The following is a 24,002-nucleotide window of genomic DNA, read 5'->3' as shown; positions in this document are numbered from 1 at the left end:
AAGGGTTTTACGTCAGTTTGGGTTTTCGGCTTGGTCAATTAATCTGAAATTTTATGGTATTAAGGTGAAATAGTACATTTTCATCTGACAATAAAGCCGAAATTAAAAGTGTTTGGGGTTCTTACAGAGAAATAGTCTTTGCCGTTGTCGGTAGAATGCGGCAAAGACAAATAAATATGAGGGTACAAGTATGAGATCGCAGCAATCAGTGGCTCCAGAGCTTGCCAGCAGTCGGCAGGCAATTCGCGATTATTATCTCGAAGATGAGTACAAAGTGATTCACGAGATGATTGCTGACGCCCAGTTGTCTGAGGCAGAGCGGGCAGCAATTTCTGCCCGTGCCGCCGATCTGGTACGCAGTGTCCGACAAAGCGCAAAATCCACAATCATGGAAAAGTTTCTTGCGGAATACGGCCTCACCACCAAAGAGGGCGTGGCGCTGATGTGTCTGGCAGAAGCGCTGTTGCGTGTGCCCGACAACACAACGGTTAATGCGTTGATTGAAGATAAGATTACCTCGGGCAACTGGGGCGCTCACGTGGGCAAAGCCACCTCGGCATTTATCAACTCCACCACCGTTGCGCTGTTGATGACCAGCAACCTGCTTAAGGATTCTGAGCGCCATACAGTGGGCGACACTCTGCGCAAACTGGTTAAGCGCCTCGGTGAGCCGGTTGTCCGCACGGTTGCGGGTCAGGCCATGAAAGAGATGGGCCGCCAGTTTGTTCTGGGCCGTGATATTGAAGAAGCCCAGAGCGAAGCCAAATCCTACATGGCAAAGGGTTACACCTACTCTTACGACATGCTTGGTGAAGCTGCCCGCACGGATGCCGATGCCCGTCGCTATTACGAGTCCTATTCCAACGCTATCGATAGCATCGCCAAGAACTGCAAGGGCGATGTGCGTAAAAATCCCGGTATCTCGGTAAAGCTTTCTGCCCTTCTGGCGCGCTACGAATATGGTCAAAAAGAGCGGGTAATGAATGAATTGGTTCCCCGCGCACTTAAACTGGCGAAGAAGGCTGCAGCCGCCAACATGGGCTTCAATATTGATGCTGAAGAACAGGACCGGCTTGATCTTTCTTTGGATGTTATTGAAGCCATTTTGACTGACCCGGAACTAGCCAACTGGGACGGTTTTGGCGTGGTGGTTCAAGCCTTCGCGAAACGCGCCTCCCACACGCTTGATTGGCTGTACGCGCTGTCTGTAAAGCTTGATCGCAGAATCATGGTTCGTCTGGTTAAAGGCGCTTACTGGGATGCCGAAATCAAGCGCGCTCAGGTCATGGGTCTGTCGAACTTTCCTGTATTCACGCGCAAGGCGTGCAGTGATGTTGCCTACCTCTCGTGCGCCAAAAAACTGATAGGAATGAGCGATCGCATCTACTCGCAGTTCGCTACCCATAACGCGCATTCTGTGTCTGCCATACTTGAACTGACCCGGGCCGCCGGGCTGAAGAGTTACGAGTTTCAGCGCCTGCACGGTATGGGCGAATCGCTGCACAACCAGGTACTGAGCGAGAGCGGAGTGCCGTGCAGAATTTACGCCCCTGTAGGTAAGCACAGCGACCTGCTGGCCTACCTTGTGCGCCGTTTGCTTGAAAACGGCGCCAACAGTTCATTTGTAAACCAGATCGTAGACACCAGTATCACGCCGGAGGAAATTGCGAAGGACCCCATTGATTCGGTTCAGGAGCTGGGTAAAAACCTGTCGAGCAAGGCCATAGTTCACCCGGCCAACCTGTTTGGTGCCAAACGCCGCAACTCGAAAGGCTGGGACATTACCGATCCTGTAACGGTTGCACGTATTGATGAAGGCCGTGGTGCATTCCGCAGTCATCAATGGTCCGGTGGCCCGCTGATTGCCGCTGAGGTTACCGGCACCGAAGTGCTGGAAGTCAAAAACCCAGCCAATCCCGATGATCTGGTTGGGCATATCACTCAGGCCAATGAAGCCGATGTAGATGCCGCCATTACAGCGGCTGAGCAAGGCTTTACACGCTGGTCGTCCATGCCTGCAGAAGATCGTGCTGCGTGCGTGCGCAAAGTGGGTGACTTGCTGGAAGAAAACGTACACGAGTTGTTTGCGCTAACCACCCGTGAAGCGGGTAAATCCTTGCTGGATGGCGTTGCTGAAATCCGCGAGGCGGTAGATTTCTCGCAGTTTTATGCCAATGAAGGTTTGCGATACAAAGACGATGGCGACGCTCGCGGCATTATTTGCTGCATATCGCCGTGGAACTTTCCGTTGGCGATTTTTGCTGGCCAGATCCTCGCAAACTTGGCTGCGGGTAATGTTGTCGTTGCCAAACCAGCAGAGCAAACGTCGTTGTTAGCCGTTCGCGCGGTTGAACTGATGTACGAAGCCGGTATTCCCAAAGATGCCATCCAGCTTCTGCCGGGCTCGGGCGCCACTGTAGGCACGGCACTGACTTCTGATTCCCGGGTGGCGGGGGTCTGCTTTACCGGCTCTACGGCTACGGCTCAGCGTATCAATAAGGTAATGGCGGAAAACATGGCGCCGGACGCACCGCTGGTGGCCGAAACCGGTGGCCTAAACGCCATGATTGTGGATTCAACAGCCCTGCCAGAGCAGGTGGTTCGTGATGTGTTGGCATCGTCGTTCCAGAGTGCTGGCCAGCGTTGTTCGGCGCTGCGCATGCTGTATGTGCAGAAGGACATTGCCGACAACCTGCTGGAAATGCTCTACGGGGCAATGGAGGAGCTGGGCATTGGCGATCCTTGGGCGCTCTCTACCGATGTGGGGCCGGTTATTGATGAAGCTGCCCGCAAGAAAATTGTGGATCACTGCGACAAGTTCGAGCGCGAAGGGCGCTTGCTGAAAAAGCTCCCGGTGCCGGAAAAGGGCCTGTTTGTCTCTCCCGCTGTACTGAGGGTCAGCGGGATCGAAGAGATGGAAGAAGAGATTTTCGGGCCGGTACTGCATGTGGCCACATTCGAAGCCAAAGACATAAACAAGGTTGTGGATGCGGTAAATGCAAAAGGCTACGGCCTCACATTCGGCATTCATAGCCGGGTTGATAACCGTGTTGACCAGATTGTCAGCCGTATCAAGGTTGGCAACACCTACGTTAACCGTAACCAGATCGGTGCGATTGTTGGCTCCCAGCCATTCGGCGGGGAAGGTCTTTCCGGGACTGGTCCGAAAGCAGGTGGGCCACAGTACGTTCGACGTTTCCTAAAAGGTGCTACTGCTGAGCGCTCAGCAGAAGTTGGTGCTAATGCTGTTGATGGAAAAAAACTCGAAGGGCTGATTAGTAAGCTGAGCAAGTTTACCGTGCCAGCACCGAAAGCCAGAATCCAAGCTATGGAGCCCGTTTTCGGTAAGGTGCCTGAACCTCTGGATGCGCAGGTTGAAGAGTTGCCGGGACCAACGGGCGAACTCAACCGGCTTTCCAATTACCCTCGCGGAACGGTTTTGTGTTTGGGGCCAGACAAAGAAACCGCATTGGCACAGGCCGCCATGGCTCTGTCTCAAGGCAACAAAGTGGTGGTTATTGCACCGGGTATTGACGATTCTGTCGGCCGCGCAGTTCAGGCTGGCTTGCCGATAGTGGGCATTGAGGGGCTTCTGGAGCCGGAAGTGCTTGCTAGTGCCAGCGGCTTTGAAGCTGTTGTAAGTTGTGCTGATCAGGCTCTCTTGCGCCAGTATCGTTTGGCGCTGGCTAAGCGCGATGGCGCACTGCTTCCGCTAATTACAGAACACACGCTTGATCAGCGTTTTGTCATTGAGCGTCATCTTTGTGTAGATACGACAGCGGCCGGAGGCAACGCCAGTCTGATTGCAGCATCTGAGTAACGTTAATCCTATGGCTGGAAGCTCTCAGGGATGAGGCTTCCAGAGTTCGGCTTAATTGCTGGCATAGCGCTCATGCAGTATGCCGACTCTCTCAACATAAGCCTTGGTCTCAGCGTAGGGAGGTATGCCTCCGTAGCGGCTCACGGTACCCGGTCCTGCATTGTAGGCAGCGGTTGCCAGCCGGGTATTACCCTTGAAACGTTCCAGCATTTTGGCAAGGTAGGTCACTCCACCACGAATGTTGTCTGCTGCAACCATTGCATTCTGCACGCCAACTTCCAAAGCCGTTCCCGGCATCAGTTGCATTAGCCCTTGAGCTCCCACAGGGGATAGAGCCTTTTCATTGAACGCGGATTCCGCATGAATTACTGCGCGCACCAGCGCCGGGTCTACACCGTACTCCTGCGCAGCTGTTTTGATTTCTGTGTCGTAGCGGCCGGTGAAGAGAGGCGTGGTACGCCAGTTTACCTGGGAGTCTGGATCGCAAGCATAGCAGTAGAAGCTGATAACATCGAAGCTTGCCACGTCAGGCTGCGTGCCGCTGTAGGCAACAACGCCGTTATCGTCCTTGTAGCGAAAAACTGTCTCGTTTTTGCTTGAGGCCCGGCCACGGCTGCTGTTTTTTACATTGGTAAATTCCACGCTGCCATCAGGGTGGACAATACGCTTGATAGTGTCTGCTGCAACCGGTGCAGGTAACCAGACGAGAGCGATCAGAAAGGGCAGTGCGAGTGTTTGGAAGCGTATCATTTGCTACTCACGGGAAGCGCAATCAATAATCTTGCTGCGAGCAATGTTAAAACATGAACAGCATAGATTATACGGCGTTACCGGCAAGAAATGATATTTCGTATTGTGGGTGAAATGTTACTGGGTGGTGCTGGAGAGGGTTTAAACGGTGCCCGGGCGCGTTGAAAGCGCCCGGGCCGAAAATCGCGTCAGACTCGACCCTATATTTTTGGTCCACGCCCGCGTACAGCATTGGCAACAAGAGAAATTACCAACAGAATTAAGAAGATAAAAAACAGGACTTTGGCGATACCAGCCGCCGTGCCCGCAATGCCCCCAAAACCAAGGACACCGGCAATAATGGCAATAATAAGACAAACTACAGCCCAATAGAGCATAACTATTCCTCTTTGTTTGGCTTCCATTTCAAAATGGCACAAGCTTGGGTGATGCACAAACGTCAACTGGTCCCAGAGCCTTTTTGGAGCGGTTTTTACGTTCCACTTTGGCTTTTAAGATTCTGTTTTTATTGATATAGCCGAGTTTTGTTGTCAGTTTATTAAGCTTTTATAAGATAAGCTGTTGGTCGGGATATTGTTATGGTGGTGCTACTGCTATTCTTGAATCAGCCAGCTCCGGAGACATCTATGAATGTAAGACTTACAGCGTTTGCCCTTTTAGTTTCCGCCTTGTGTGTGTTTAGCTCACAGCTGCAGGCTGAAACAGATAATTCCTCGGTAGAAAACCTCAAGCAGGAAACCCAAGAGCTTGGAGAAGCATTGCAGGAATACGGGGCCGACCAGAAGGATCAGGCGGAGGATTCCATTAACCGGGCGCTCTCGGCGTTAGACAAACGTATTGCCGAACTTGAACAAGAGCTTTCGGAAAACTGGGATGAAATGAGTAACACGGCGCGGGAACGTTCAAAAGAAAGTCTGGCGTCCTTACGCGAACAGCGTGAACGAGTGCAAAACTGGTATAACGAACTCAAGGCTAGCTCAGCAACGGCATGGGAGCGGGCTAAAAAAGGCTTTTCAGAGGCCTATGAAGCACTTTCTGAGCAGTGGAATGAAACTGAGCAAGATTTAACCCTTGAACAGAAAAAAAGAAAACAAAGTATCTGACCACCAAAACCAGACAAGGAAATACAATGCCATTCTCTTCAGACCATATTGCAGAGCTCAATCTATTGTCGCAGTTTGAATCTTCTTCGGGTCAAGCCGGTATTAAAGTGCACCGGAGCGATGCGGCACCGGAAACCGTGCAGGCCGCGGAGCGTCTTTTTGCCAAGGGGTTGATTACACGGGACGACGGCGGCTATCTCACGCCTATGGGTAGTGAAGCTGTAGAGCTGACCCAGAAGCTTCAATCTATCCTCACGACCTAAGTGTTCGCAACAAGACCCCGAGAGCTATCTGTAATGGCTACACAGTCGGAGGTCTGTTTCTGTTCCGCAAGCGAGCCAGCCGCTACACTGGCTCGCGCTTCGGGTATCTGACCTCGGCAGCCAGCTATGCAATCCTTGTTTTATTCATTTTTTGTTCCCGCGCTGTTCGTGTGGCTGTGGAGTACTGGATTTATCGGTGCCAAGTATGGCTTGCCCTATGCTGAGCCATTTACGCTTCTTTTGATCCGTATGCTGCTTACGCTAGGCCTGCTTGCTGGGCTCGCCGCTATGCTTAAAACCCGTTGGCCAGGCTGGCGGGCTGCAAGGCATCTTGCGGTAACAGGCCTGCTCGTCCACGGCTGCTACCTTGGTGGTGTTTACTACGCAATTCAGGGTGGAATGCCCTCTGGGATAGTGTCCTTGGTGGTAGGTTTGCAGCCACTGGTCACGGCGGGTGTTGCTGTGGTTGTTTTAAAAGAAACTGTTTCATGGCGGCAATGGTTGGGGTTGGGGCTTGGCCTTCTGGGTGTAACGCTGGTTTTGCTAGAGAAGTTTGGCGGGGCAGGCAACCCGGGTGAGAGCTTCCCGTTATGGACACTGATATGGGCATTGCTTGCCTTGACAGGAATTTCTCTGGGTACTGTGTATCAAAAGCGCCATGGCACAGGCGCGGATTTGGTGGCTGGCACCATTATTCAATATGGCGCCGCCGCCACCTTCTTCGCACTTGGCGCACTCCTGCTCGAAACCCGTGAGGTGGTTTGGTCGGTGCAGCTTCAGCTTTCCATGGCCTGGCTGGTTTTAGGTGTTTCCATTGGCGCCATATTGCTATTGATGTGGCTGATCCGCCGGGGTGCGGCTTCCCAAGTGGCCAGCCTATTCTATCTTGTCCCTCCGGTAACCGCTCTGGAAGCCTTCTGGCTGTTTGATGAGCGCTTGGGCGTACTGGCTATCATTGGCGGCATTGTGTCAATTGCGGGGGTTGCGCTGGTGGTGTCTCAAAAACGCCCCGTATAAGGAGCGCTCTGGCAGATCCATACCATTGGCTCCGGTGTCCTTATCGTAACGTCGAAACGGTAACCTTTGAGGTATCGTTAAAGGGGTGTTTAGGGACTTTTTGAAGCTGTTAAAGAGAGCTGGATGGTATGAATTATTGGCTGGTTGCAAACCCGGAAGCAGGCGATGGCCAGAGAGGGAGAGACTTTTGGCTCGAAAATCTGGCCAATGCCGGTATTACGAACCCCAGATGTTGCGATTTTCAGGCGCAGGATTGGAAGGCGCAGGTAAAACCCGACGACATTGTTATGGTGGCTGGTGGCGACGGTTCGGTAAACGCCGGAGCCCAGTTGTGCCTTGAGCGCAATGCAACGCTGGCAGTATTACCTTCGGGCACCGCCAATGACTTCGCCCGCAACCTTGATTTGCCGGAAGATCCGGCTGCGCTATGCGATCTGGTTCAGCGAGGTGCTACACAGCAAGTTGATGTGGCAGAGTTCGGTGACGGAATTTTCCTTAATGTGGCCCATGTTGGCTTGGGAACGCTTCCGGCCAGAGAATCACAAGGCGCCGCCAAAAAGCTGTTTGGACGCTTCAGCTATGGCTTTGAGCTGATACGACGAGTAAATGCCAAACGCGGGTTTCATGCAGAAATAACATGCGATGAAGCGTTTGTGCGGGGCCGCTGGTTGTCGATTGCCGTATCCAGCGGGGCCTTCTTCGGGGGGGGGAATGAGATTCCGCAAGCAACTGCAGATGATGGAATGCTCGATATTATTGCCGTAAAACCACGCCCCTTGATTCAGCTATTGCTCACCTTTCTTATGGTTCGGTTTAGCGGTAAATCCCCGAATCGCACCAGCACGGTGGTGCACCTGAAGGGTAAACGCTGCGGCGTTATTACGTCAAAACCGAAAACTGTGACGGTGGACGGCGATGAGGCAGGTAAAACACCACTGCATGTGGTGTGCAGGAAGCACTGTCTTCGGGTAATTGGTGTTTCGGTGGTGCGTACCGGAGAAGCTGAAAGTAGCCGGTCCGGCTCTCGACAACAAGGTGTATATGGCTCGTAAATCCGCCGCAAAGCAACTATTTCGCGGCGCTGCTTGGGCGCTGGCTTTTTTACTATTGGCGGTTTTCTCCGTGCTAATGCTGTTCCGGTATGTAAATCCGCCAACCTCGGCGTTTATGCTCGGTTACAGCTATGCCAACCCGACTAAAGAAATAGAGCATACCTGGGTTAGTCTGCCGGAAATTTCACCCTGGATGCCGCTTGCGGTTGTGGCCAGCGAGGATCAACGGTTTCCAGATCATCGGGGTGTTGATTTTTCAGCAATCCAAAATGCGTTGGCAGAGTACCGTGCCGGAGAAGGGCTTCGGGGCGCCAGCACGATTACCCAGCAAACCGCAAAAAACCTGTTCCTCTGGAATGGCCGCAGTTTTGTTCGTAAAGCTCTGGAGGCCGGGCTCGCACTTGCCGTTGACGCTCTTTGGCCCAAACGGCGGATTCTTGAGGTGTATCTGAATATCGCCGAATTTGGGCCCGGTATATATGGCGTGGGAGCTGCCAGCAGGGCTCACTTCGGAATCTCCGCGCACCAGCTCTCAGCAAATCAGTCGGCCCGGCTTGCTGCGGTTCTGCCGAATCCTAAGGTGTTGAGTGCTGCATCGCCATCGCCCTATGTAAGAGAGCGGGCATTCTGGATTCGCGGCCAGATGGACCAGCTTTCGGGGCTAAAATATCTGAAGGGTCTGTAAACGGCTCTTGGTCATTACCAGTTCATAGATTAAGGCGGTTGTTTGGTACGATGAGTATCTGGAAAAAATAAAAGAGAACGTTATGAATGTGCTATTGCTGGGTGCTACTGGCCTGACCGGTGGGTTGGTTCTTGAAGGGTTGCTGGCTCGTGATGAAGTTGAGTCGGTGATTGTACCTGTTCGAAAACCTCTGGAGTCTGATCACAAGAAGCTGCGTCAGCAGGAAATAGATTTCGATCGCATGGCCGATTATGTAGAGCTTTTTGAGGTGGATGTGGTCATTTGCTGTCTGGGCACGACGATCAAAAAGGCAGGCTCTCAGGAGCAGTTTCGAAAGGTGGATTACGGCTATTGCCTGAAAGCCGCCGAACTTGGCCGCGCAGCGGGTGCGCGTGGGTTTATTCTGATGTCTGCCATTGGGTCATCGTCCTCGTCGACTATTTTTTACAATCGGGTCAAAGGCGAACTGGAAGATGCGGTAAGAAAAGTGGGGTATCCCTATCTGTCTATTTATCACCCGAGCCTACTTTTGGGCGATCGGCCAGAACACCGCCTCGGCGAAGCGATTGGCGCCAAAGCCATGCCGCTGGTCAATAGGGTGCTTTTGGGACCCTTGGAGAAGTACCGGGGAATAGAAGCACAAACCGTTGCGTCTGCCATGGTTAACGAGGCTTGCTCATTGGTCATGGAGCCGATGGCAGAGCAGGTTGTTCAAGTGCATCAATACGAAGATATTGTGAAGCTGGCTTCTGGGGCGGCCTAATCCCCCGCCAGAATCCAGCTAGCTGCTTTTTCGGCAATCATCAGGGTTGGCGAGTTGGTATTGCCGCTGGTGATAACGGGCATCACACCTGCATCCACCACGCGCAAACCTTCAACGCCCCGCACTCGCAGGTGCGAGTCCACCACTGCCATGGCATCGTCTGCTCGCCCCATACGAGTGGTGCCCACCGGATGAAAAATAGTGGTGCCTATGTCGCCAGCCAATCGGCTCAATTCGTCGTCGGTTTGGTACTGAGGTCCGGGTTTGTATTCCTCGGGCTGGTACTTTGAGAAGGCTGGTTGCCCGGCGATGCGGCGTGTCACTCGTAGTGAATCCGCCGCGACTTTCCGGTCTTCCGGTGTACTAAGATAATTGGGTGCGATGGCTGGCGCCTCCAAAGGATTGCGGCTACGGATGCGCACTGTGCCCCTGCTGGTGGGGTTGAGATTGCAGACACTAGCGGTAATAGCCGGGAAGTCGTGCAGGGGTTGCCCGAAGGCATCCAGACTCAGGGGCTGAACATGGTACTGGATGTTGGCATAGTCGTATTCATCCGAGCTGCGGGTAAAGGTGCACAGCTGTGAAGGCGCCATGCTCATGGGGCCTGAGCGTTTTAGCAGGTATTCGAGGCCAATTCTCGCCTTACCGAACAAGGAGTTGGCCATGGTGTTTAGGGTGAGGGCGTTTTTTACCTTATAAACAGAGCGTATCTGCAAGTGGTCCTGAAGGTTTTCACCGACGCCTGGCAGGTCTACAACCACAGGAATGTTCAACGTGTGAAGCAAGTCTGACGGCCCTATGCCCGATAGTTGCAACAGTTGTGGAGAGCCTATCGAGCCAGCCGAGAGAATGACTTCGCGACTGGCCATTGCGACCCTTTCGCTGCCTGAGCTGGCGTCTCCCACGCGTACACCGGTGCATCTGGGCTTTTCCCCGGTTGGGTCCAACTCCAGACTTAGCACCTGAGTAGAGTGCCAAACTGTTAGGTTTGGGCGTTTGGAGGCATCTCTCAAAAAGGCTTTGGAGGTGTTCCAGCGCCAGCCCGCGCGTTGGTTTACCTCGAAATAGTCCACGCCTTCGTTGTCACCGCGATTGAAATCCTTTGTGCGTGGAATGCCAGCCTGAACGGCTGCCTCTGCAAAGTCTTCGAGCACCTTCCATTTCAGTCTTTGGCGCTCTACTCGCCATTCACCGCCATGGCCGTGGAAGAGCTTTTGGGCGCTATCTTCCGGGCAGCCATTGTCCAAACCGTGGTGATCTTCGTGACGCAAAAAATCAGGTAGGCAATTGTCCCAGCTCCAGGCGTCATCGCCGGTTATGTCCGCCCACCGATTGTAATCCCGGGCTTGGCCGCGGATGTAAAGCATGCCGTTGATACTGGAGCAGCCACCGAGAGTTTTGCCACGGGGATATATCAGCGACCGGTTGTTGAGCCCCGGTGCAGGCTCGGTACGAAAGCACCAGTCGGTGCGTGGGTTGTCGATACAATAGAGATAGCCTACTGGAATATGAATCCAGTGGTAGTTATCCCTTCCCCCGGCTTCGATCAATAGCACCCTGTTTTTTGGGTTCGCGCTCAGGCGGTTGGCCAACAGGCAACCGGCTGTTCCCGCACCTGCTACGATATAGTCAAACTCCAATAGCCCCGGCGTTTTGTTGTTATTGGGCAAGGTAGCTTCTCCTAATAACCTGATTTACATATCAGTTGTACGCTACATTAACCCAATGTGGCATCCAGAAACATCATCACGACAAAACCTACCAGTAATGCGAATGTTACTTGCGCTTTGTAGTGGTTTCGGTGGGTTTCGGGAATGATCTCATTGCTGATGATGAACAGCATGGCGCCAGCAGCAAAACCCAGTGTCCAGGGCATAATGGGTTCTGCCAACCAAACCATGGCAGCGCCGAACACGCCACCGATGGGTTCAGCCAGACCTGTCATTAAGGCAATGGTGAACGCTTTGGTGCGGGAATATTGAATAGCCATGAGCGATAACGCAACGGCAAGGCCCTCCGGGATATTCTGAATGCCAATTCCCAGCGCCAACACAAAACCGTTGCGCACGTCGCCCCCGGCGAAGCCCACACCTACAGCCATACCTTCCGGAAAGTTATGCAGTGTTATGGCGATAATAAAAAGCCATATACGGCGTATGTGGGAGGCATCTGGTCCTTCCGGCCCAAGGTTGAAGTGCTCGTGGGGCAGCTTTTGATGAACGTAATACAAAACACCTGCGCCGGATAGGATGCCGAATATCACAAGCAATGCTGCAGCCCAGGTTGAGCCCAGTAGTGCCTCACCATGTTCCAGCCCCGGCAACAGTAGGGAAAAGAAAGAGGCTGCCAACATCACGCCCGCAGCTGCAGCAAGCATGCTGTCTTGCAGCCGGTCAGATAGGTCTTTGATGAAGAATACGGCCAGAGCACCAATGCCGGTAGCAAGGCCTGCCAACAGACTTGCCAGCGCGCCAAGCCAAATAATGCTGATACCTGAATTCATGATGGCAAGGGGCTCCTTACATCAGTTTTATTTGCTAGTCGTCGACGAATGTTTGTGAACAGCTTGTCTTGGAAATCTTCCGCTAAGGGGTAGAGGTGCCCAGTGGCAGGAAGCAAAGTCAGTTCTGCATTAGGTAGATGTTCCGCAAGGTGACGTGCGTAGTCTACGGGCACGAATGCATCGTCCTCTCCTTGGTATATCAGAATCGGTGTCGGTACCTGATTTAAGCGAAAACCCCAGTCCTTAAGCTCGGTGAGCAGGTCGGTTGCTATGGCCTTACCGCCGCTTTCCATACAGACCATCTGGTCTTGTTGGAAGGTATCTCCACGCAGCAACAGGTTTAGCAGGTCGTGATCAGATTGGTTAACCAGCTTCTTCGCTTCCCGCATGTATAGCCTTGGGTGGCGTCGGGAGAGGCGGGCTATAAGTCGCACTGAGAGCTTTACGAGACCGGGACTATATCGTGCCAGCCATGGAATTGGCCAGTTGGCTCCCTCGCGCAGTGTTTGGCGGCTGTCGTATTCTGAAAAATTGGTGTAACCCGAGAGGCAAACGCCCAGTTCCACTCTCTCACTCAGTGCGTAACAGCAGGCCAGAGTGCGCGACCCGCCGCTAGACCAGCCGAAGTGACTGAATGTCTCCAAGCCAAGTGAGTCTGCCAGTTGCTCAATATCCTTCGGGTAATCCAGTAAATGGCGTCCCTGTTGATCGCCTGAACCACCGATACCGGGGCGGTCAGGCGCAAGAACTCTGAAGCCATGTCTCAGTGCTTGATTATGGAAAAACTGGCCTTGTAGCCGGCACCCTGGCATGCCGTGACCAAAAATCAGAGGGTAGCCGTGCAGGTCGCCAACGTCTGTGTAGGCTAATGTGCGCCCATCGCGCAGAACCAGCGTTTTCAATCTGTTGCCTGAGTTGGTTTTGTTGATCGTGACAGTGTGGGTTCACAACCAATAACCTGCCTTGCTTGCGTGTGTGCGTGCAGATACCAACGGTTTCCCGGCTTGGTGAAGGCTTGCGCAGAGATGCTGAAATCGGCTGTTTCCATGGTGACGGGGATCGGCGAACCGTCGGCATGGCGATAGACGCAACTGATGCCGAGAGTCATCGGGGTAGCAACGGGAAGGGCGATAAAGCCATCCTGCCGAACTTGTGGCGTATCACCGTTAATCGTGATGATTTTAAGGCAGGGGCCGTAATGAACTCGGCCCTGTTCCTTAAGGTATTCGCTCAGGCAGTGCTGGGCGCTCAGGAGAACCGTATTGCGGTCTGCCGCTTCGGCTTTTGATGACCGGTTTTCATTGCCCGCCGCGCTCTCAGGGGGAGTGTCTGACAGTGACTGGCAGCCAGTCAGTAAGAGCAGGCAGGCAATTGTAAGTGTGACAACAGGCTTCATCGCTACTCCTTGTTGCATGGAACAAAATGGAATTGTTCGGGAACAAGGTGGTAGTTTAGCCTAATCAGCGGTTCTCTAGCTTGCCCGCCCAAACATCCGTTCGAAAAATCCGGCAGAACGCACGTCGGGAATTGGCAGTGTGTCTAAATTATCCATTGCTGTGCGCCAAAAGTGCTCGGGGGTGTCCAGTTCTGCAACCAGAGCACGTTCCTCACGGCTGTAATGGTTATGGTCTCCCTCCAAGCCTTTTTCTATAAGTGCCTGTGTCCACAAATACACAGCGCCGCGCACGGTTCTGAGAATGCCTGAGTAAACGTCTCTGCTGAGATTGATGGCCAGCTCGGCACTGAGGTTGATCTGCTTCTGCAGGATGGCCATGTCATCGGCATCCAACAGCAGACGATTGCCGTCGCCTTTTTTGCTGTTGACGCAGATTTTTTCCAAAGACTTGGTGCCGTCGATCAGGTCAAGGTGAGCAAACTCTTTCGTTTGTTGATCACTTACCGGCGCTGGAATCCATCCGTATTGCGGGGATTTCGCAACAATGTGTCCAGGCAAATCTTTTCGATAGGGAGGGGCGGCATCATGATCCTGATAGCCATCGAGCTCTGAGCGCAGCCATGCGGCCATTTTTTTATGGCGCAGCATCATCGCCAGAGTGATCGCAGAAGGCATGATGTCTTCAAGCAGTTCGCCCGAATCTTGGGTGCGCTCTTCGAGATGGTTTACGGATGCAGACATTTCTCTTCTCCAGCGGAGCTTGCCCTTGAGGCGTTGCCGCTATTTTGTTGTTATGCAGCCACTTGCAATGCTCATCAACTGGCTGCCTGTTAAACATACTGATGCTTAAAAAGTAGACAATTAACTTGCTGCGCACCGTTGTAAAAAGTTATTTCTTTGTAACGGCGCGTAAGCAGGGTCTGCTGGTCTGCACAGTGCGCCGTTAAGGTTCTACATACTGGCGTTGGTACTCTCGAAGATCTTGTCTGCAGAGGCGGCAACAAATCCGTTGTATAGGCTGCCGTCGGGTTTGGCATAGCGTAATGCGAACTCATAAAAACAGCTGGGAATGGTTACTTCCCGATCCCTAAACTGAACCGGAACCCGGTCGGCCATGGTGGAAGACTGCTCAAGCAAATCCTCCGGAGAGCCTTTCACTTCGCCGCCGGAAGCATTCACCTTGAAGCCGTTATCCTTCAAGAGTTGGTTGATATCAGCGACTGTCTTAAAGTTATGCAGATGATTTACGCTTACGGTGAAATGATTTGCCCGGTAACCCCAAGCTGCGAGCCAAGCTGCATATTCGCTTTCGTCTAACAGCTTGCGATAGGTGTCGTAATCCAAACTCCAATGTCGGCCTGAATACAGAAAATTGTCTGCAGCAACGCTTTCCTCGGTGACTCCTTCGACTAACTTTTTCACCACTGTTTGAAGCTCTGGAGAGCATTGTTCCGTTAGCAACTCTGAAATAAACACCCGTGGAGCCTCTGGGTCCGGGTGCTCATAATGGCGGGCATAGAGCTTTTTGGCTTTGAAGTGGTAATCGCCTCCTTCTCGGTACCCTAAGCCTAGAAAGTGTTCTGCAAGTGCACCCAACCCTACAGGCTGCAAGTTGAAAGTGCGCAGCGCGATATGATCGTTGATGATTGCTTGGCCTTCCTCGGCCCCTAAAATACGATGTATTTGCACAGCCGATGGCGTAACATTTTGATAATCCACCCAAAGATTTTCGAATAAAGCGTTGCGATCAGTATGCATAACTTAACTCCATGGCGGTATTTCGGGTTTGTGCTGGTCTCGCTTGGCTCAGCGGCAAAATGCGCGAGAGATCGCCGTCTTCAAGGTGAAGTTTGTCAGCCAGCGCAGGAGAGATGATCAGGTTACCTGACTCCTCGAATGCGTCGGCTGTGATCGTTGCCCGAAAGTCTGCTGTAACTGCGTTGGTTATAAGTGTTGGCCCGTTTTCCCCATGTTGCCTGTGCCCAAATCCGGTTTTCCCAAATGCTTCTGACCCACCAACTCTGGCTCTGCAGACATTAGAGGTTCTCACACTGCGAATGTCGGCCAGTGCACACTCAACCGTTGGCCCTGCATCAAAAAGATCTATAAACCCTTTGTGTTGAAATCCTTCTGCTTCAAGTATCCGCAAAGCTGGCCGGGTTTGGCTGTGCACTTGGCTGAGAACCGCGCGGGCTTCTGGGCTCATAAGGCAGGTATAAAGTGGGTGAGATGGCATCAGCTCATCAATGAAGTCCGTGTAGCCAGCGCCAACCAAATGCGTAGCCTGGCCGAACTCCATATCCACGAAGTGGGCTCTCAACCAATTCCAGAACGGTGACTGGCCGGCAGCATCCGAAACCCCACGCATTTCGGCAATTATATTGTGTGAAAAACGCTCGGGGTGCAGGGCCATAAATAGGAAGCGTACCCGGGAGAGTAGTTTCCCCGCGTTGGCTTGACGGAATTCCGGGCGTAAATAGAGCGAGCAAATTTCGGAATAGCCGGTGTAATGGTTGCAGCGGGTGAGGGTTTCTACGCTGCGGCGAAGATCAAGATCCCGGGAATGGTGAGTAACCGTGTTGCGCCGGAAATGGTAAAGCGGCTGAGTGTGCCCTGCGTTGGCCTCAATACCGGTTGTGCCCATAACGTCGCCAGTGGCTTCATCCTCTAGCACAAATAAATAGTGTTCATCGGCAGGACGAACCACCTTGCGCTCAAAACTGGCCATGGAATGGTCAACTTTTTGTGCCAAAGCATCCTTATCGGGCATTAAAGACGTGAACCCCGGGCCGGACTCTTCAGCTATCTGAAACAGGGTGTCCAGATCTTTGTCGGTAATAGGGCGAATGATCATAGGCTGCAACCTGACGTTGTTTTGAAACAGTATGCCGCGGGGTACTGCCAGTTTGCAGATGCATATTGATCGTAATGAGCTATGCTTTTATCAAAATAACCTAGAGGCTTGCCAAAATGATCAATCATAAAGACCAGAAGCTTCTTATGCTGCTGCGGCACAACGCCAGAATCAGCATTACGGACTTAGCCAAGGCGCTGCATCTGTCGCGCTCAACGGTGCAAAACAGGATAGCTCGGCTGGAAGCCAGCGGTGTTATTGCGGGCTATGCAGTTCAACTGGGAGGCGCTTTCTCGTCCAACCAAGTTGAAGCGCATGTTTCGATAAAGGTTGCCCAGAAGCTGACGGCACGAACCAACTCATTGCTTGAAGGCATTAGTCAGGTGTCACAGCTGTTTTCGGTAAGCGGGGAGTACGATCTTATCGCGATTTTGCAGGCACAGTCGTTGGAAGAGCTGAGTGCTGTATTGGATGAGATTGGTAATCTTGAGGGTGTTGAGCGCACTAACTCGGCAGTGGTATTAGAAACCCGCTTCCGCCGTTAGGCGCTTTCCCATGTTGTTCTAACGCACGATTCTCAGGAGCCCAGCATGCCCGCGTAGGCGCTGTATAAAAAAGCGGCTGATCCAAGCAGAATAAATCCCCAAGCAGGGAAGATTAGGAAAGAGCGGGTCGATTGTCTCATGGTGATCTCCTATGAGTGATGGAATTCGATACGCTGCAGTTTCCACTCTAGACCAATCTTGATGAATGTCACATAAAAATTATCAGCCGCACTCGGCCACTTGCTGACTATGGGTTGGTTTAGCCAGTGAGGCAGGTGTTTAATGCCATTGAGGTCTTCCAAAATACCGCTACTATCCGTATAGACACTTATTAAACTGGGTCAATATCTCAAGGTTGGCTTTGAGCCAACAGCGATAACAAAAATAAGGAGTTTTCATGGCAGTAAATCCCGACAGGCAGACCTCTTTGCACTGTTTATTCTATTGGGCAGAAAAAAGCCCTGAAAAGGTCTATCTGACCCAGCCATACCCTGACGGCTCTGTGGCAGACATTACCTGGAAACAAGCCGCTGATCAGGTGTCACGTATGGCGGCTCATATCAACAGTCTTGAGCTGCCAGAGCGCAGCAAAATCGCCATTCTGGGCAAAAACAGCGCGCACTGGCTATTGTCGGATCTTGCCATCTGGGCTGCCGGGCATGTCTCTGTGCCGCTTTACCCTACGCTTAATGGCGAGGCAGCTGCCTATATCCTTGAGCACAGCGGAGCAAAATTGCTGTTTTTGGGTAAGCTCGACGGAACAGCAGATGGTTGGAACGATATAAAAGGGCACATTCCTTCAGATCTACCCATTATCTCTTTGCCTATGTCGCCGCGAGATGATACGCCCAAATGGTTGGAGATCATTGCCGAGCATGAACCCGCAACGCCGGTACTACCAGATCCTGATACCTTGGCCACCATTGCTTATACCTCTGGAAGTACCGGGCGCCCCAAGGGTGTAATGCACAGTTTTCGCGCGATGATGTCAGTTGCGGATGGTTTACAGCAGATGTTTACGGCTTCGTCAGAGGATCGCATGCTGTCTTATCTGCCTCTGGCCCACGTGGCTGAACGAGCGGCGGTTGAAACCCAATCGCTGTACTTCGGCTTTCATGTGTATTTCGCTAATACACTGGATACCTTCCAGCAGGATTTGCAGCGTGCCCGGCCGACCCTGTTCTTCTCGGTTCCTCGGCTGTGGATGAAATTTTACCTTGGCATCAACGCCAAGTTGCCGCCCAAAAAGCAAAAGCTATTGTTCAATATTCCGCTTATTCGCTCCGTGGTGAAAAAGAAGGTTCTCAAACAGCTGGGGTTGGATCATTGCCGGGCCGCCCTAACAGGGGCGGCACCTCTGTCTGAAGAGATAATTACCTGGTATCGAAACCTAGGGCTGGAATTGCTGGAAGTCTACGGTATGACGGAAAACTTCGGTTACTCCCACGCGAGCCGACCCGGGCAGGCCAGAATCGGCTATGTGGGTGTGACAAACCCTGGGGTGGAACACCGTATAGGCGATGGTGGAGAGCTGCTGGTGAAAAGCCCCGGCATGATGTTGGGCTACTATCAGGACGAAGAGAAAACTCGCGAAGACGTTACCCCCGATGGTTTTCTCAAAACCGGAGATATGGGTGAAATCAACGCCGATGGTTACCTAAAAATTACGGGCAGGGTAAAAGACCTGTTTAAAACGTCGAAGGGTAAATATGTTGTGCCGGTTCCTATTGAGAACCGGTTTAATCATCCATCGGTAGAAGCAGTCTGTGTGGCTGGGGCAAACCAGCCTCAACCCTGCCTGATGCTGCTTCTATCAGAGGAAGTTCGAGATGCGCTTGCAGCAGGAATGAACCGGGAGGAGTTGGAGCAGGAGCTGCTAAACGAATTGGATGCGGTGAACGAAGGCTGCGAGGCCCATGAAAAAGTGTCGTTTGTGGTTGTTGTGAAAGAGCCTTGGACCATGGAGAACGGCATGCTGACGCCCACCATGAAAATCAAGCGTAATGTGATTGAGGATGTATACAACCGCAAAATGGATGCTTGGTTTGAGGAGAAAAAGAAAGTGGTGTGGGAGTTCTAACGTAACAATGCAAAACGCCGGTGGCTCTGGGGTCAGAACCACCGGCGTTTTCAGTTTGGCTAGTTGCTTCAGAGCTGCGCTATAAGGTGCAGCTCTTTACGTTAACCCGACTGGAATCAGTGTCCGCCTTGCATCTGGGTGATGTCAGGCGTTACAGCTACAGCCTTACGGTTAAATGACCGTAGTTTGCGGCTCATAAATTGAACCGCCATCTTTGCAGCCGCACGTGTGTGCTGACTTCTCACCGCAGTACTGTTGTGGAGGATACTGGACGGTAGCGGTTGAACGGTTGTCATATGTCTTTGTGCCATAGCGACTTCCTCCCTTATCTGGTGAGTTGCTATTTGTCAGTGAATAAAATGGGATTAGCCCGAATTTACAGCCAAGTATAGGGGTATTTTTTTGCAGCGTAAATACGTTAAACTCCGTACTCACGTTGCAAATATGCAGTAGCTATGGATTGGGATTATCTTCGATATATACACGCTCTGGCAATAGGTGGAACTCTCGCTAAAGCCGGAGAAATACTGGGCGTTCATCAAACGACGGTTTTGCGCCGGTTAGACCAGATGGAAGAGTCTTTGGGGGTGCAGTTTTTTGAGCGCAACCGAGATGGACTACAGCTAACGCCGGTAGGGGAAACCGCTTTCCGTAATGCGGAAAAACTGTCCGTGGAGATGGAAAATCTCGAGCGCAAGCTGGTCGGGCAGGATGCAGCCCCGGTAGGAAAGGTGCGTTTGGCGGCTGAAGACACGATGATGAGCGAGCTGCTCGGATCGGTTTTGGCCGAGCTGGTGCGTGAGTATCCGGATATTGAGTTAGAAGTGCTTACCGATAACGACGTAACCAATCTCACGCACAGGGAGGCGGACCTCACTCTGCGTCCTGAGAACAAACCTCAGGCAACTCTGGAAGGAGAACGCATAGCGGCGATTGAATCCGCAGTCTATGGCTCTGCCAGTTATTGTCGTCGCCACCGTAATATGGATATTGAAAACCAGCCTGAGGAGTGTCTTTGGATAATTCCGGATGACACCTTTAGCCATCTGGCAACAGGTCGCTGGTATCGCAAGCATTTGAAAAATGCCACTTCCGTTATCCGCTGCAACAGCTTGCATGCCATGCATGCGCTGGCGCGATCAGGTGCAGGCCTTGCGGTATTGCCATGTTATTTGGGAGAGGGCACAAAAGAGTTACGCCGCCTGTCAGACCCTCTTGAGGGTGAAAGTGTTGATCTATGGGTGCATGTAAGCCAGGACACGCATCAGATGGCGAGAGTTCGTATTGTGATGGAGTTTCTGGTGGACCGCTTACAGGCGCAGGCAGCCGCTATTGAGTTTAATCCGGTAGCCTGATTACTGGGGCGATGGGTTCGCGCTACAAAATGGCCAGAACTGATACCAGCGCCAACATTGGAACTCCTGCTCACAGGATTTGAGCTGGTTATCGTATCGGAAAGCGCGGGCCTGAACCCGTGAAGCTAAAGCTGTAACCTCGGGCTTGCGCGCAAACGTTTTGCGAGCGTAGCCACCACGGCCCTCATGATAAGCAAGATACAGCTGGCGCGGGTTATAGAACGGAATACCAAGCTGGCGATTGGTCAGATGGTTGTACCAGCCTACGAAATCCAGAGCGTATTCCATGTCTGTACGCACGGTAAAAATGCCATCCCCATTGGCTGCAAGGTACTCCCCCCAGGCTGGATCCAGCGCTTGCGCATATCCATAGGCAGTGGTCGGACGGGACCAGGGTATAAAGCCCCATAGTTGAGTTCTGGGTGGCCGGGCATGGCTCCGGAATGAAGATTCGTAATATACGAATGCCATTTGAGTGGCAATGGGCGTGCCCCAGCGTTCCTGAGACTTTTTTGCGTAGTCATACCAAACGGTGTGCTCACGAAAAATTTCACACAGATCGTTCGGGTTTACAGGTGGATCCGGAGCAAGCAAGCTAAAACGCAGAGTAGCCCAGATACCGACAACCAAACCCAGAACCGGAAGCCCGTACCATTTTATGCGGGACTGCCACAGGTTGCGGCGGGTCTGGCGCTTTCTTTTATGTGGACGTGCTGGCCTCCAGAATTTTCCTACCAAACTGTCATCTCCGGGACCCATGGATTACTTGCTCAGGGGAGGGTGCGCGTGTCATAAACGCTGCATCCATCAAACAGGATGATAGTGAAATGAAGCTTAGTACCCTAGTTAAACCTCTTTTAGTCACCGGTTTGTTTCTGGCTGGCCCCGCCATGGCTGCACCCAGTGCCCAGCAGGTTCTGTCGGCATCGCCTATCGACGATATTGTTGATCGCTACCCTGCGATGATGAGTGAAGGCATTCGTGAAGGCTTGAAGCGCAGCCAGCAGTTGCCGCCTATGGTTGCTGACACCATAGGGTATGTTGTGAGTAACAGTTTTCGTGCGGCGGATATAGAGCAGCAAATTGTGAGCAATCTGGAGCGCGACCTCTCCGGCAAGCAGCTTGAAGCCGTAGAAGGTTGGTATGCGACACCCGTCGCCCGAAAAGTCTCGGCGGCGGAAATTGCAGCTTCAGACCCGGCCGCGTGGCAACAGATGCGAGCCAAGGCCTCGGAGCTGAATAATAAGTACAAGGGGACGGGCCGTGCCCAGATGTTCGCGCGGTTCGACCGTGCGGCTCGCGCAACTGAAAGCGCGGTTGATACTACCATTGCCGTGCAACTTGGGCTGGCAACAGCCATGGCTGCCTTTCGCAACGATTCGGCAAACTACGATGAGCTGAAACAGAAATTCGAGAGCCAGCGCGGTACTATCCGAGGTGTTGTTGAGCAGCAGGTGTATGACAGCTATCTGCATACATACGAAAAAATCAGCGATCAGGAAATGAAGCTGTACATCGACTTTCTGGAAAGTGGCCCGGGGTCGGCGTTTACGAAAAGTGTCACTCGAAGCATTCAGCAAGCCATTACCGATCCAGTCGAGTCCATCGGCAATCAGATGGCACGATTCCTCGCTCCGCAAAAGTAAGGAATACCAACATTGTTTTGATTGGGTGGACGTTGGCTCCTGATTGTTTCAGGAGCCAATCATTACACTAGTGTACCGTCTGGCTATTTCGCTGACAGGGACGCTAGGCAGCCCTTTAGCCGCGGCTAGTTACTTCTAGCAGGTGGTATCCGAACTGGGTCTTTACCGGCCCAAGTACCTTATTGATTTCGCCATTGAAGACCACTTTGTCGAACTCTGGAACCATTTGGCCAGGGCCGAATGAGCCCAGATCGCCACCGTTACGACCAGATGGGCAGGAGGAGTGTTGCTTTGCAACTTCAGCAAAGTCTTTACCGCCTTCGATTTCTTTCTTTAGCTCTTCACACTTTGCTTCACTGTCTACCAGAATGTGGCGTGCGGTTGCTTGAGTCATGGAAATTGTCCTTAAATAAAATGTAGGTGTACCTCAGAGAACGAATGCTGCCCGTACCCATCGCCTGAGGCAAGCCCTTTTTATGGGTGTTTCTGCGGCCTCACAGTTGCCACTGCAAACCTGTACAATGCCCGCTTTCTTTAGCCAGCGCGGTGCTGGCCCTCACATCTATAGGTTTGTTTCTTGATCTCTACTGCCAATATCACCATGCAATTCGGGGCTAAACCCCTGTTTGAAAACGTTTCTGCCAAATTCGGTAACGGCAATCGCTATGGCCTGATCGGGGCTAACGGCTGTGGCAAATCCACCTTGATGAAAATCCTTGGTGGCGACCTGGAACCGTCTGCGGGTCAGGTTATGCTGGAGCCAAACGTTCGCTTGGGTAAGCTGCGGCAGGACCAATTTGCCTATGAGACCTGCTCTGTCATGGATACCGTCATCATGGGCCATGAAGAGTTGTGGAACGTAAAAAAAGAGCGTGACCGCATCTACTCACTCGCCGAGATGAGCGAAGAAGACGGCATGGCTGTGGCGGATCTGGAGGTGCAGTTTGCCGAGATGGACGGCTACACCGCTGAATCTCGTGCAGGTGAATTGCTTCTGGGACTGGATATTCCTCTTGAGCAACATGATGGGCCAATGAGCAACCTAGCCCCGGGCTGGAAGTTGCGGGTTCTGCTGGCACAGGCACTGTTTTCGGACCCAGACGTCTTGTTACTTGATGAGCCCACCAACCACTTGGACATCAACACCATCCGTTGGTTGGAAAACATTCTGGTGGCCCGCAGCAGCACCATGATCATCATCTCCCACGACCGCCACTTCCTCAACAGCGTGTGCACTCACATGGCTGATCTGGACTATGGCGAGCTAAGGCTGTTTCCGGGCAACTACGATGAGTACATGACGGCAGCCACTCAGGCTCGCGAGCGTATGCTCTCGGACAATGCCAAGAAAAAAGCCCAAATTGCAGAACTGCAGCAATTTGTTAGCCGCTTCTCAGCCAACGCCTCGAAAGCAAAGCAGGCCACTTCCCGTGCCCGCCAAATCGACAAAATCCAGTTGGATGAAGTAAAGCCATCCAGCCGCGTTAGCCCGTTTATCCGGTTTGAACAGGGTAAAAAGTTGCATCGCCAAGCGGTAACCGTTCGGGATTTGACTAAGGGTTTTGATGGGAATGTGTTGTTCAACAAACTGAACTTGCAGGTTGAAGCCGGTGAACGCGTGGCCGTGATTGGCCCTAACGGTATCGGAAAAACCACGTTACTGCAGTGTTTGGCTGGAGCCTATGAGCCAGATAGCGGTGAGGTTAAATGGACGGACAGCGCTGAAGTTGGCTACTACGCTCAGGATCACACAGACGACTTTGCCGCAGACGATACGCTTTCAGACTGGATGGCGCAGTGGACTACGGGCGGTGAGCAGCTGGTTCGCGGTACTCTTGGGCGTATGTTGTTCTCCGGTGATGACATTGGCAAATCGGTGCGAGTCATCTCCGGTGGTGAGCAGGGGCGCATGCTGTTCGGCAAGCTCATTCTGCAAAAGCCCAATGTGATGCTGCTGGATGAGCCCACCAACCACTTGGATATGGAGTCCATCGAGGCGCTGAATCTGGCGCTGGAGAACTATCCCGGTACATTGATTTTCGTGAGTCACGATCGGGAGTTTGTGTCTTCCTTGGCGACTCGGATTATTGAGGTTACGCCTGATGGGATTACTGACTTTAGCGGGACTTATGATGATTACCTTCGTAGTCAGGGGTATGTTTAAGCCTTA

23 protein-coding genes are annotated in these 24,002 nt (G+C 52.5%); 12 read left to right on the top strand and 11 right to left on the bottom strand.

Annotated features, from left to right (window positions below; translation table 11 throughout):
- Nucleotides 1-190 precede the first annotated feature (190 nt).
- On the top strand, nucleotides 191-3,820 hold the full coding sequence (gene putA, locus FE845_RS13265; protein WP_200365391.1) for a bifunctional proline dehydrogenase/L-glutamate gamma-semialdehyde dehydrogenase PutA: 3,630 nt from the start codon (nucleotides 191-193) through the stop codon (nucleotides 3,818-3,820).
- A 51-nt stretch (nucleotides 3,821-3,871) separates the two neighbouring features.
- Here the strand turns inward: putA and FE845_RS13260 are convergent, their stop codons facing one another.
- Nucleotides 3,872-4,570 carry a lytic transglycosylase domain-containing protein gene (locus tag FE845_RS13260; protein ID WP_200365389.1) on the bottom strand — a complete coding sequence of 233 codons (699 nt, stop codon included), beginning with the start codon at nucleotides 4,568-4,570 and terminating at the stop codon, nucleotides 3,872-3,874.
- A 200-nt stretch (nucleotides 4,571-4,770) separates the two neighbouring features.
- A complete protein-coding gene (locus tag FE845_RS13255) occupies nucleotides 4,771-4,947 on the bottom strand; it encodes a DUF1328 domain-containing protein (protein ID WP_200365387.1) in 177 nt (58 codons plus the stop codon).
- Between the two features lie 201 nt (nucleotides 4,948-5,148).
- On the opposite strand from FE845_RS13255, the gene FE845_RS13250 reads away from it, so the two are divergent.
- From FE845_RS13250 to FE845_RS13225, 6 genes are all read left to right on the top strand, one after another.
- Nucleotides 5,149-5,673, top strand: coding sequence for a hypothetical protein (locus FE845_RS13250; RefSeq protein WP_227714322.1), 525 nt, complete (start codon nucleotides 5,149-5,151; stop codon nucleotides 5,671-5,673).
- A gap of 26 nt (nucleotides 5,674-5,699) precedes the next feature.
- Entirely contained in the window at nucleotides 5,700-5,936 is a 237-nt protein-coding gene (locus FE845_RS13245; RefSeq protein ID WP_200365385.1) for a TIGR02647 family protein, read from the top strand.
- A 126-nt stretch (nucleotides 5,937-6,062) separates the two neighbouring features.
- Complete coding sequence (locus tag FE845_RS13240) at nucleotides 6,063-6,953, top strand: DMT family transporter (RefSeq protein WP_200365383.1); 891 nt, start codon at nucleotides 6,063-6,065, stop codon at nucleotides 6,951-6,953.
- A 128-nt stretch (nucleotides 6,954-7,081) separates the two neighbouring features.
- On the top strand, nucleotides 7,082-8,005 hold the full coding sequence (locus FE845_RS13235; RefSeq protein ID WP_200365381.1) for a diacylglycerol/lipid kinase family protein: 924 nt from the start codon (nucleotides 7,082-7,084) through the stop codon (nucleotides 8,003-8,005).
- A complete protein-coding gene (gene mtgA / locus FE845_RS13230) occupies nucleotides 7,995-8,690 on the top strand; it encodes a monofunctional biosynthetic peptidoglycan transglycosylase (protein ID WP_200365379.1) in 696 nt (231 codons plus the stop codon). Before FE845_RS13235 ends, mtgA begins: the two co-directional genes overlap by 11 nt.
- A gap of 82 nt (nucleotides 8,691-8,772) precedes the next feature.
- Entirely contained in the window at nucleotides 8,773-9,453 is a 681-nt protein-coding gene (locus FE845_RS13225; RefSeq protein ID WP_200365377.1) for an NAD(P)H-binding protein, read from the top strand.
- Here the strand turns inward: FE845_RS13225 and FE845_RS13220 are convergent.
- The 7 genes from FE845_RS13220 to FE845_RS13190 all read right to left on the bottom strand — a co-directional run bounded on the left by FE845_RS13220 (nucleotide 9,450) and on the right by FE845_RS13190 (nucleotide 16,206).
- The gene (locus FE845_RS13220) at nucleotides 9,450-11,123 is read right to left on the bottom strand and encodes a GMC family oxidoreductase (protein ID WP_200365375.1); all 1,674 of its coding nucleotides are present in this window, start codon (nucleotides 11,121-11,123) and stop codon (nucleotides 9,450-9,452) included. The genes FE845_RS13225 and FE845_RS13220 overlap by 4 nt on opposite strands.
- Before the next feature lie 47 nt (nucleotides 11,124-11,170).
- Complete coding sequence (locus FE845_RS13215; RefSeq protein ID WP_200365373.1) at nucleotides 11,171-11,956, bottom strand: ZIP family metal transporter; 786 nt, start codon at nucleotides 11,954-11,956, stop codon at nucleotides 11,171-11,173.
- A complete protein-coding gene (locus tag FE845_RS13210; RefSeq protein ID WP_227714321.1) occupies nucleotides 11,953-12,858 on the bottom strand; it encodes an alpha/beta fold hydrolase in 906 nt (301 codons plus the stop codon). Before FE845_RS13210 ends, FE845_RS13215 begins: the two co-directional genes overlap by 4 nt.
- A complete protein-coding gene (locus FE845_RS13205) occupies nucleotides 12,855-13,352 on the bottom strand; it encodes a hypothetical protein (RefSeq protein WP_200365371.1) in 498 nt (165 codons plus the stop codon). Before FE845_RS13205 ends, FE845_RS13210 begins: the two co-directional genes overlap by 4 nt.
- Before the next feature lie 75 nt (nucleotides 13,353-13,427).
- Nucleotides 13,428-14,093: a hypothetical protein gene (locus FE845_RS13200; protein WP_200365369.1), complete on the bottom strand. Its 666-nt coding sequence runs from the start codon at nucleotides 14,091-14,093 to the stop codon at nucleotides 13,428-13,430.
- Between the two features lie 210 nt (nucleotides 14,094-14,303).
- Complete coding sequence (locus tag FE845_RS13195) at nucleotides 14,304-15,110, bottom strand: DUF1338 domain-containing protein (RefSeq protein ID WP_200365367.1); 807 nt, start codon at nucleotides 15,108-15,110, stop codon at nucleotides 14,304-14,306.
- Entirely contained in the window at nucleotides 15,100-16,206 is a 1,107-nt protein-coding gene (locus FE845_RS13190) for an arginine N-succinyltransferase (protein WP_200365365.1), read from the bottom strand. Before FE845_RS13190 ends, FE845_RS13195 begins: the two co-directional genes overlap by 11 nt.
- 116 nt (nucleotides 16,207-16,322) lie before the next feature.
- Between FE845_RS13190 and FE845_RS13185 the strand changes: the two genes are divergently transcribed.
- From FE845_RS13185 to FE845_RS13175, 3 genes are all read left to right on the top strand, one after another.
- The gene (locus FE845_RS13185; protein ID WP_200365363.1) at nucleotides 16,323-16,751 is read left to right on the top strand and encodes an Lrp/AsnC family transcriptional regulator; all 429 of its coding nucleotides are present in this window, start codon (nucleotides 16,323-16,325) and stop codon (nucleotides 16,749-16,751) included.
- A 397-nt stretch (nucleotides 16,752-17,148) separates the two neighbouring features.
- A complete protein-coding gene (locus FE845_RS13180) occupies nucleotides 17,149-18,831 on the top strand; it encodes an AMP-binding protein (protein ID WP_200365361.1) in 1,683 nt (560 codons plus the stop codon).
- Nucleotides 18,832-19,286: 455 nt separating this feature from the next.
- Complete coding sequence (locus FE845_RS13175; RefSeq protein ID WP_200365359.1) at nucleotides 19,287-20,186, top strand: LysR family transcriptional regulator; 900 nt, start codon at nucleotides 19,287-19,289, stop codon at nucleotides 20,184-20,186.
- Here the strand turns inward: FE845_RS13175 and FE845_RS13170 are convergent, their stop codons facing one another.
- Nucleotides 20,187-20,846, bottom strand: coding sequence for a lysozyme-like domain containing protein (locus FE845_RS13170; RefSeq protein ID WP_320159695.1), 660 nt, complete (start codon nucleotides 20,844-20,846; stop codon nucleotides 20,187-20,189).
- A 167-nt stretch (nucleotides 20,847-21,013) separates the two neighbouring features.
- Between FE845_RS13170 and FE845_RS13165 the strand changes: the two genes are divergently transcribed.
- Nucleotides 21,014-21,832, top strand: coding sequence for a DUF2059 domain-containing protein (locus FE845_RS13165; RefSeq protein ID WP_200365357.1), 819 nt, complete (start codon nucleotides 21,014-21,016; stop codon nucleotides 21,830-21,832).
- 115 nt (nucleotides 21,833-21,947) lie between these two features.
- Here FE845_RS13165 and FE845_RS13160 read toward each other — a convergent pair whose 3' ends face one another.
- Nucleotides 21,948-22,226, bottom strand: coding sequence for a peptidylprolyl isomerase (locus FE845_RS13160; protein ID WP_227714319.1), 279 nt, complete (start codon nucleotides 22,224-22,226; stop codon nucleotides 21,948-21,950).
- 183 nt (nucleotides 22,227-22,409) lie between these two features.
- Between FE845_RS13160 and FE845_RS13155 the strand changes: the two genes are divergently transcribed.
- A complete protein-coding gene (locus tag FE845_RS13155) occupies nucleotides 22,410-23,996 on the top strand; it encodes an ABC-F family ATPase (RefSeq protein ID WP_200365355.1) in 1,587 nt (528 codons plus the stop codon).
- Nucleotides 23,997-24,002 lie beyond the last annotated feature (6 nt).

It is taken from the genome of Marinobacter sp. 1-4A (genome assembly GCF_016597725.1).
Taxonomy (GTDB): Bacteria; Pseudomonadota; Gammaproteobacteria; order Pseudomonadales; family Oleiphilaceae; genus Marinobacter.
Note: the sequence above shows the minus strand (reverse complement) of the source record. Positions and strands in the feature narration are given on the sequence as shown.

Bases quoted from the DNA above. Each gene is read 5' to 3' on its own strand.
- putA (WP_200365391.1), top strand. From the start codon at position 191: ATGAGATCGCAGCAATCAGTGGCTCCAGAGCTTGCCAGCAGTCGGCAG.
- FE845_RS13260 (WP_200365389.1), bottom strand. From the start codon at position 4,570: ATGATACGCTTCCAAACACTCGCACTGCCCTTTCTGATCGCTCTCGTC.
- FE845_RS13255 (WP_200365387.1), bottom strand. From the start codon at position 4,947: ATGCTCTATTGGGCTGTAGTTTGTCTTATTATTGCCATTATTGCCGGT.
- FE845_RS13250 (WP_227714322.1), top strand. From the start codon at position 5,149: ATGGTGGTGCTACTGCTATTCTTGAATCAGCCAGCTCCGGAGACATCT.
- FE845_RS13245 (WP_200365385.1), top strand. From the start codon at position 5,700: ATGCCATTCTCTTCAGACCATATTGCAGAGCTCAATCTATTGTCGCAG.
- FE845_RS13240 (WP_200365383.1), top strand. From the start codon at position 6,063: ATGCAATCCTTGTTTTATTCATTTTTTGTTCCCGCGCTGTTCGTGTGG.
- FE845_RS13235 (WP_200365381.1), top strand. From the start codon at position 7,082: ATGAATTATTGGCTGGTTGCAAACCCGGAAGCAGGCGATGGCCAGAGA.
- mtgA (WP_200365379.1), top strand. From the start codon at position 7,995: ATGGCTCGTAAATCCGCCGCAAAGCAACTATTTCGCGGCGCTGCTTGG.
- FE845_RS13225 (WP_200365377.1), top strand. From the start codon at position 8,773: ATGAATGTGCTATTGCTGGGTGCTACTGGCCTGACCGGTGGGTTGGTT.
- FE845_RS13215 (WP_200365373.1), bottom strand. From the start codon at position 11,956: ATGAATTCAGGTATCAGCATTATTTGGCTTGGCGCGCTGGCAAGTCTG.
- FE845_RS13205 (WP_200365371.1), bottom strand. From the start codon at position 13,352: ATGAAGCCTGTTGTCACACTTACAATTGCCTGCCTGCTCTTACTGACT.
- FE845_RS13200 (WP_200365369.1), bottom strand. From the start codon at position 14,093: ATGTCTGCATCCGTAAACCATCTCGAAGAGCGCACCCAAGATTCGGGC.
- FE845_RS13195 (WP_200365367.1), bottom strand. From the start codon at position 15,110: ATGCATACTGATCGCAACGCTTTATTCGAAAATCTTTGGGTGGATTAT.
- FE845_RS13190 (WP_200365365.1), bottom strand. From the start codon at position 16,206: ATGATCATTCGCCCTATTACCGACAAAGATCTGGACACCCTGTTTCAG.
- FE845_RS13185 (WP_200365363.1), top strand. From the start codon at position 16,323: ATGATCAATCATAAAGACCAGAAGCTTCTTATGCTGCTGCGGCACAAC.
- FE845_RS13180 (WP_200365361.1), top strand. From the start codon at position 17,149: ATGGCAGTAAATCCCGACAGGCAGACCTCTTTGCACTGTTTATTCTAT.
- FE845_RS13175 (WP_200365359.1), top strand. From the start codon at position 19,287: ATGGATTGGGATTATCTTCGATATATACACGCTCTGGCAATAGGTGGA.
- FE845_RS13165 (WP_200365357.1), top strand. From the start codon at position 21,014: ATGAAGCTTAGTACCCTAGTTAAACCTCTTTTAGTCACCGGTTTGTTT.
- FE845_RS13160 (WP_227714319.1), bottom strand. From the start codon at position 22,226: ATGACTCAAGCAACCGCACGCCACATTCTGGTAGACAGTGAAGCAAAG.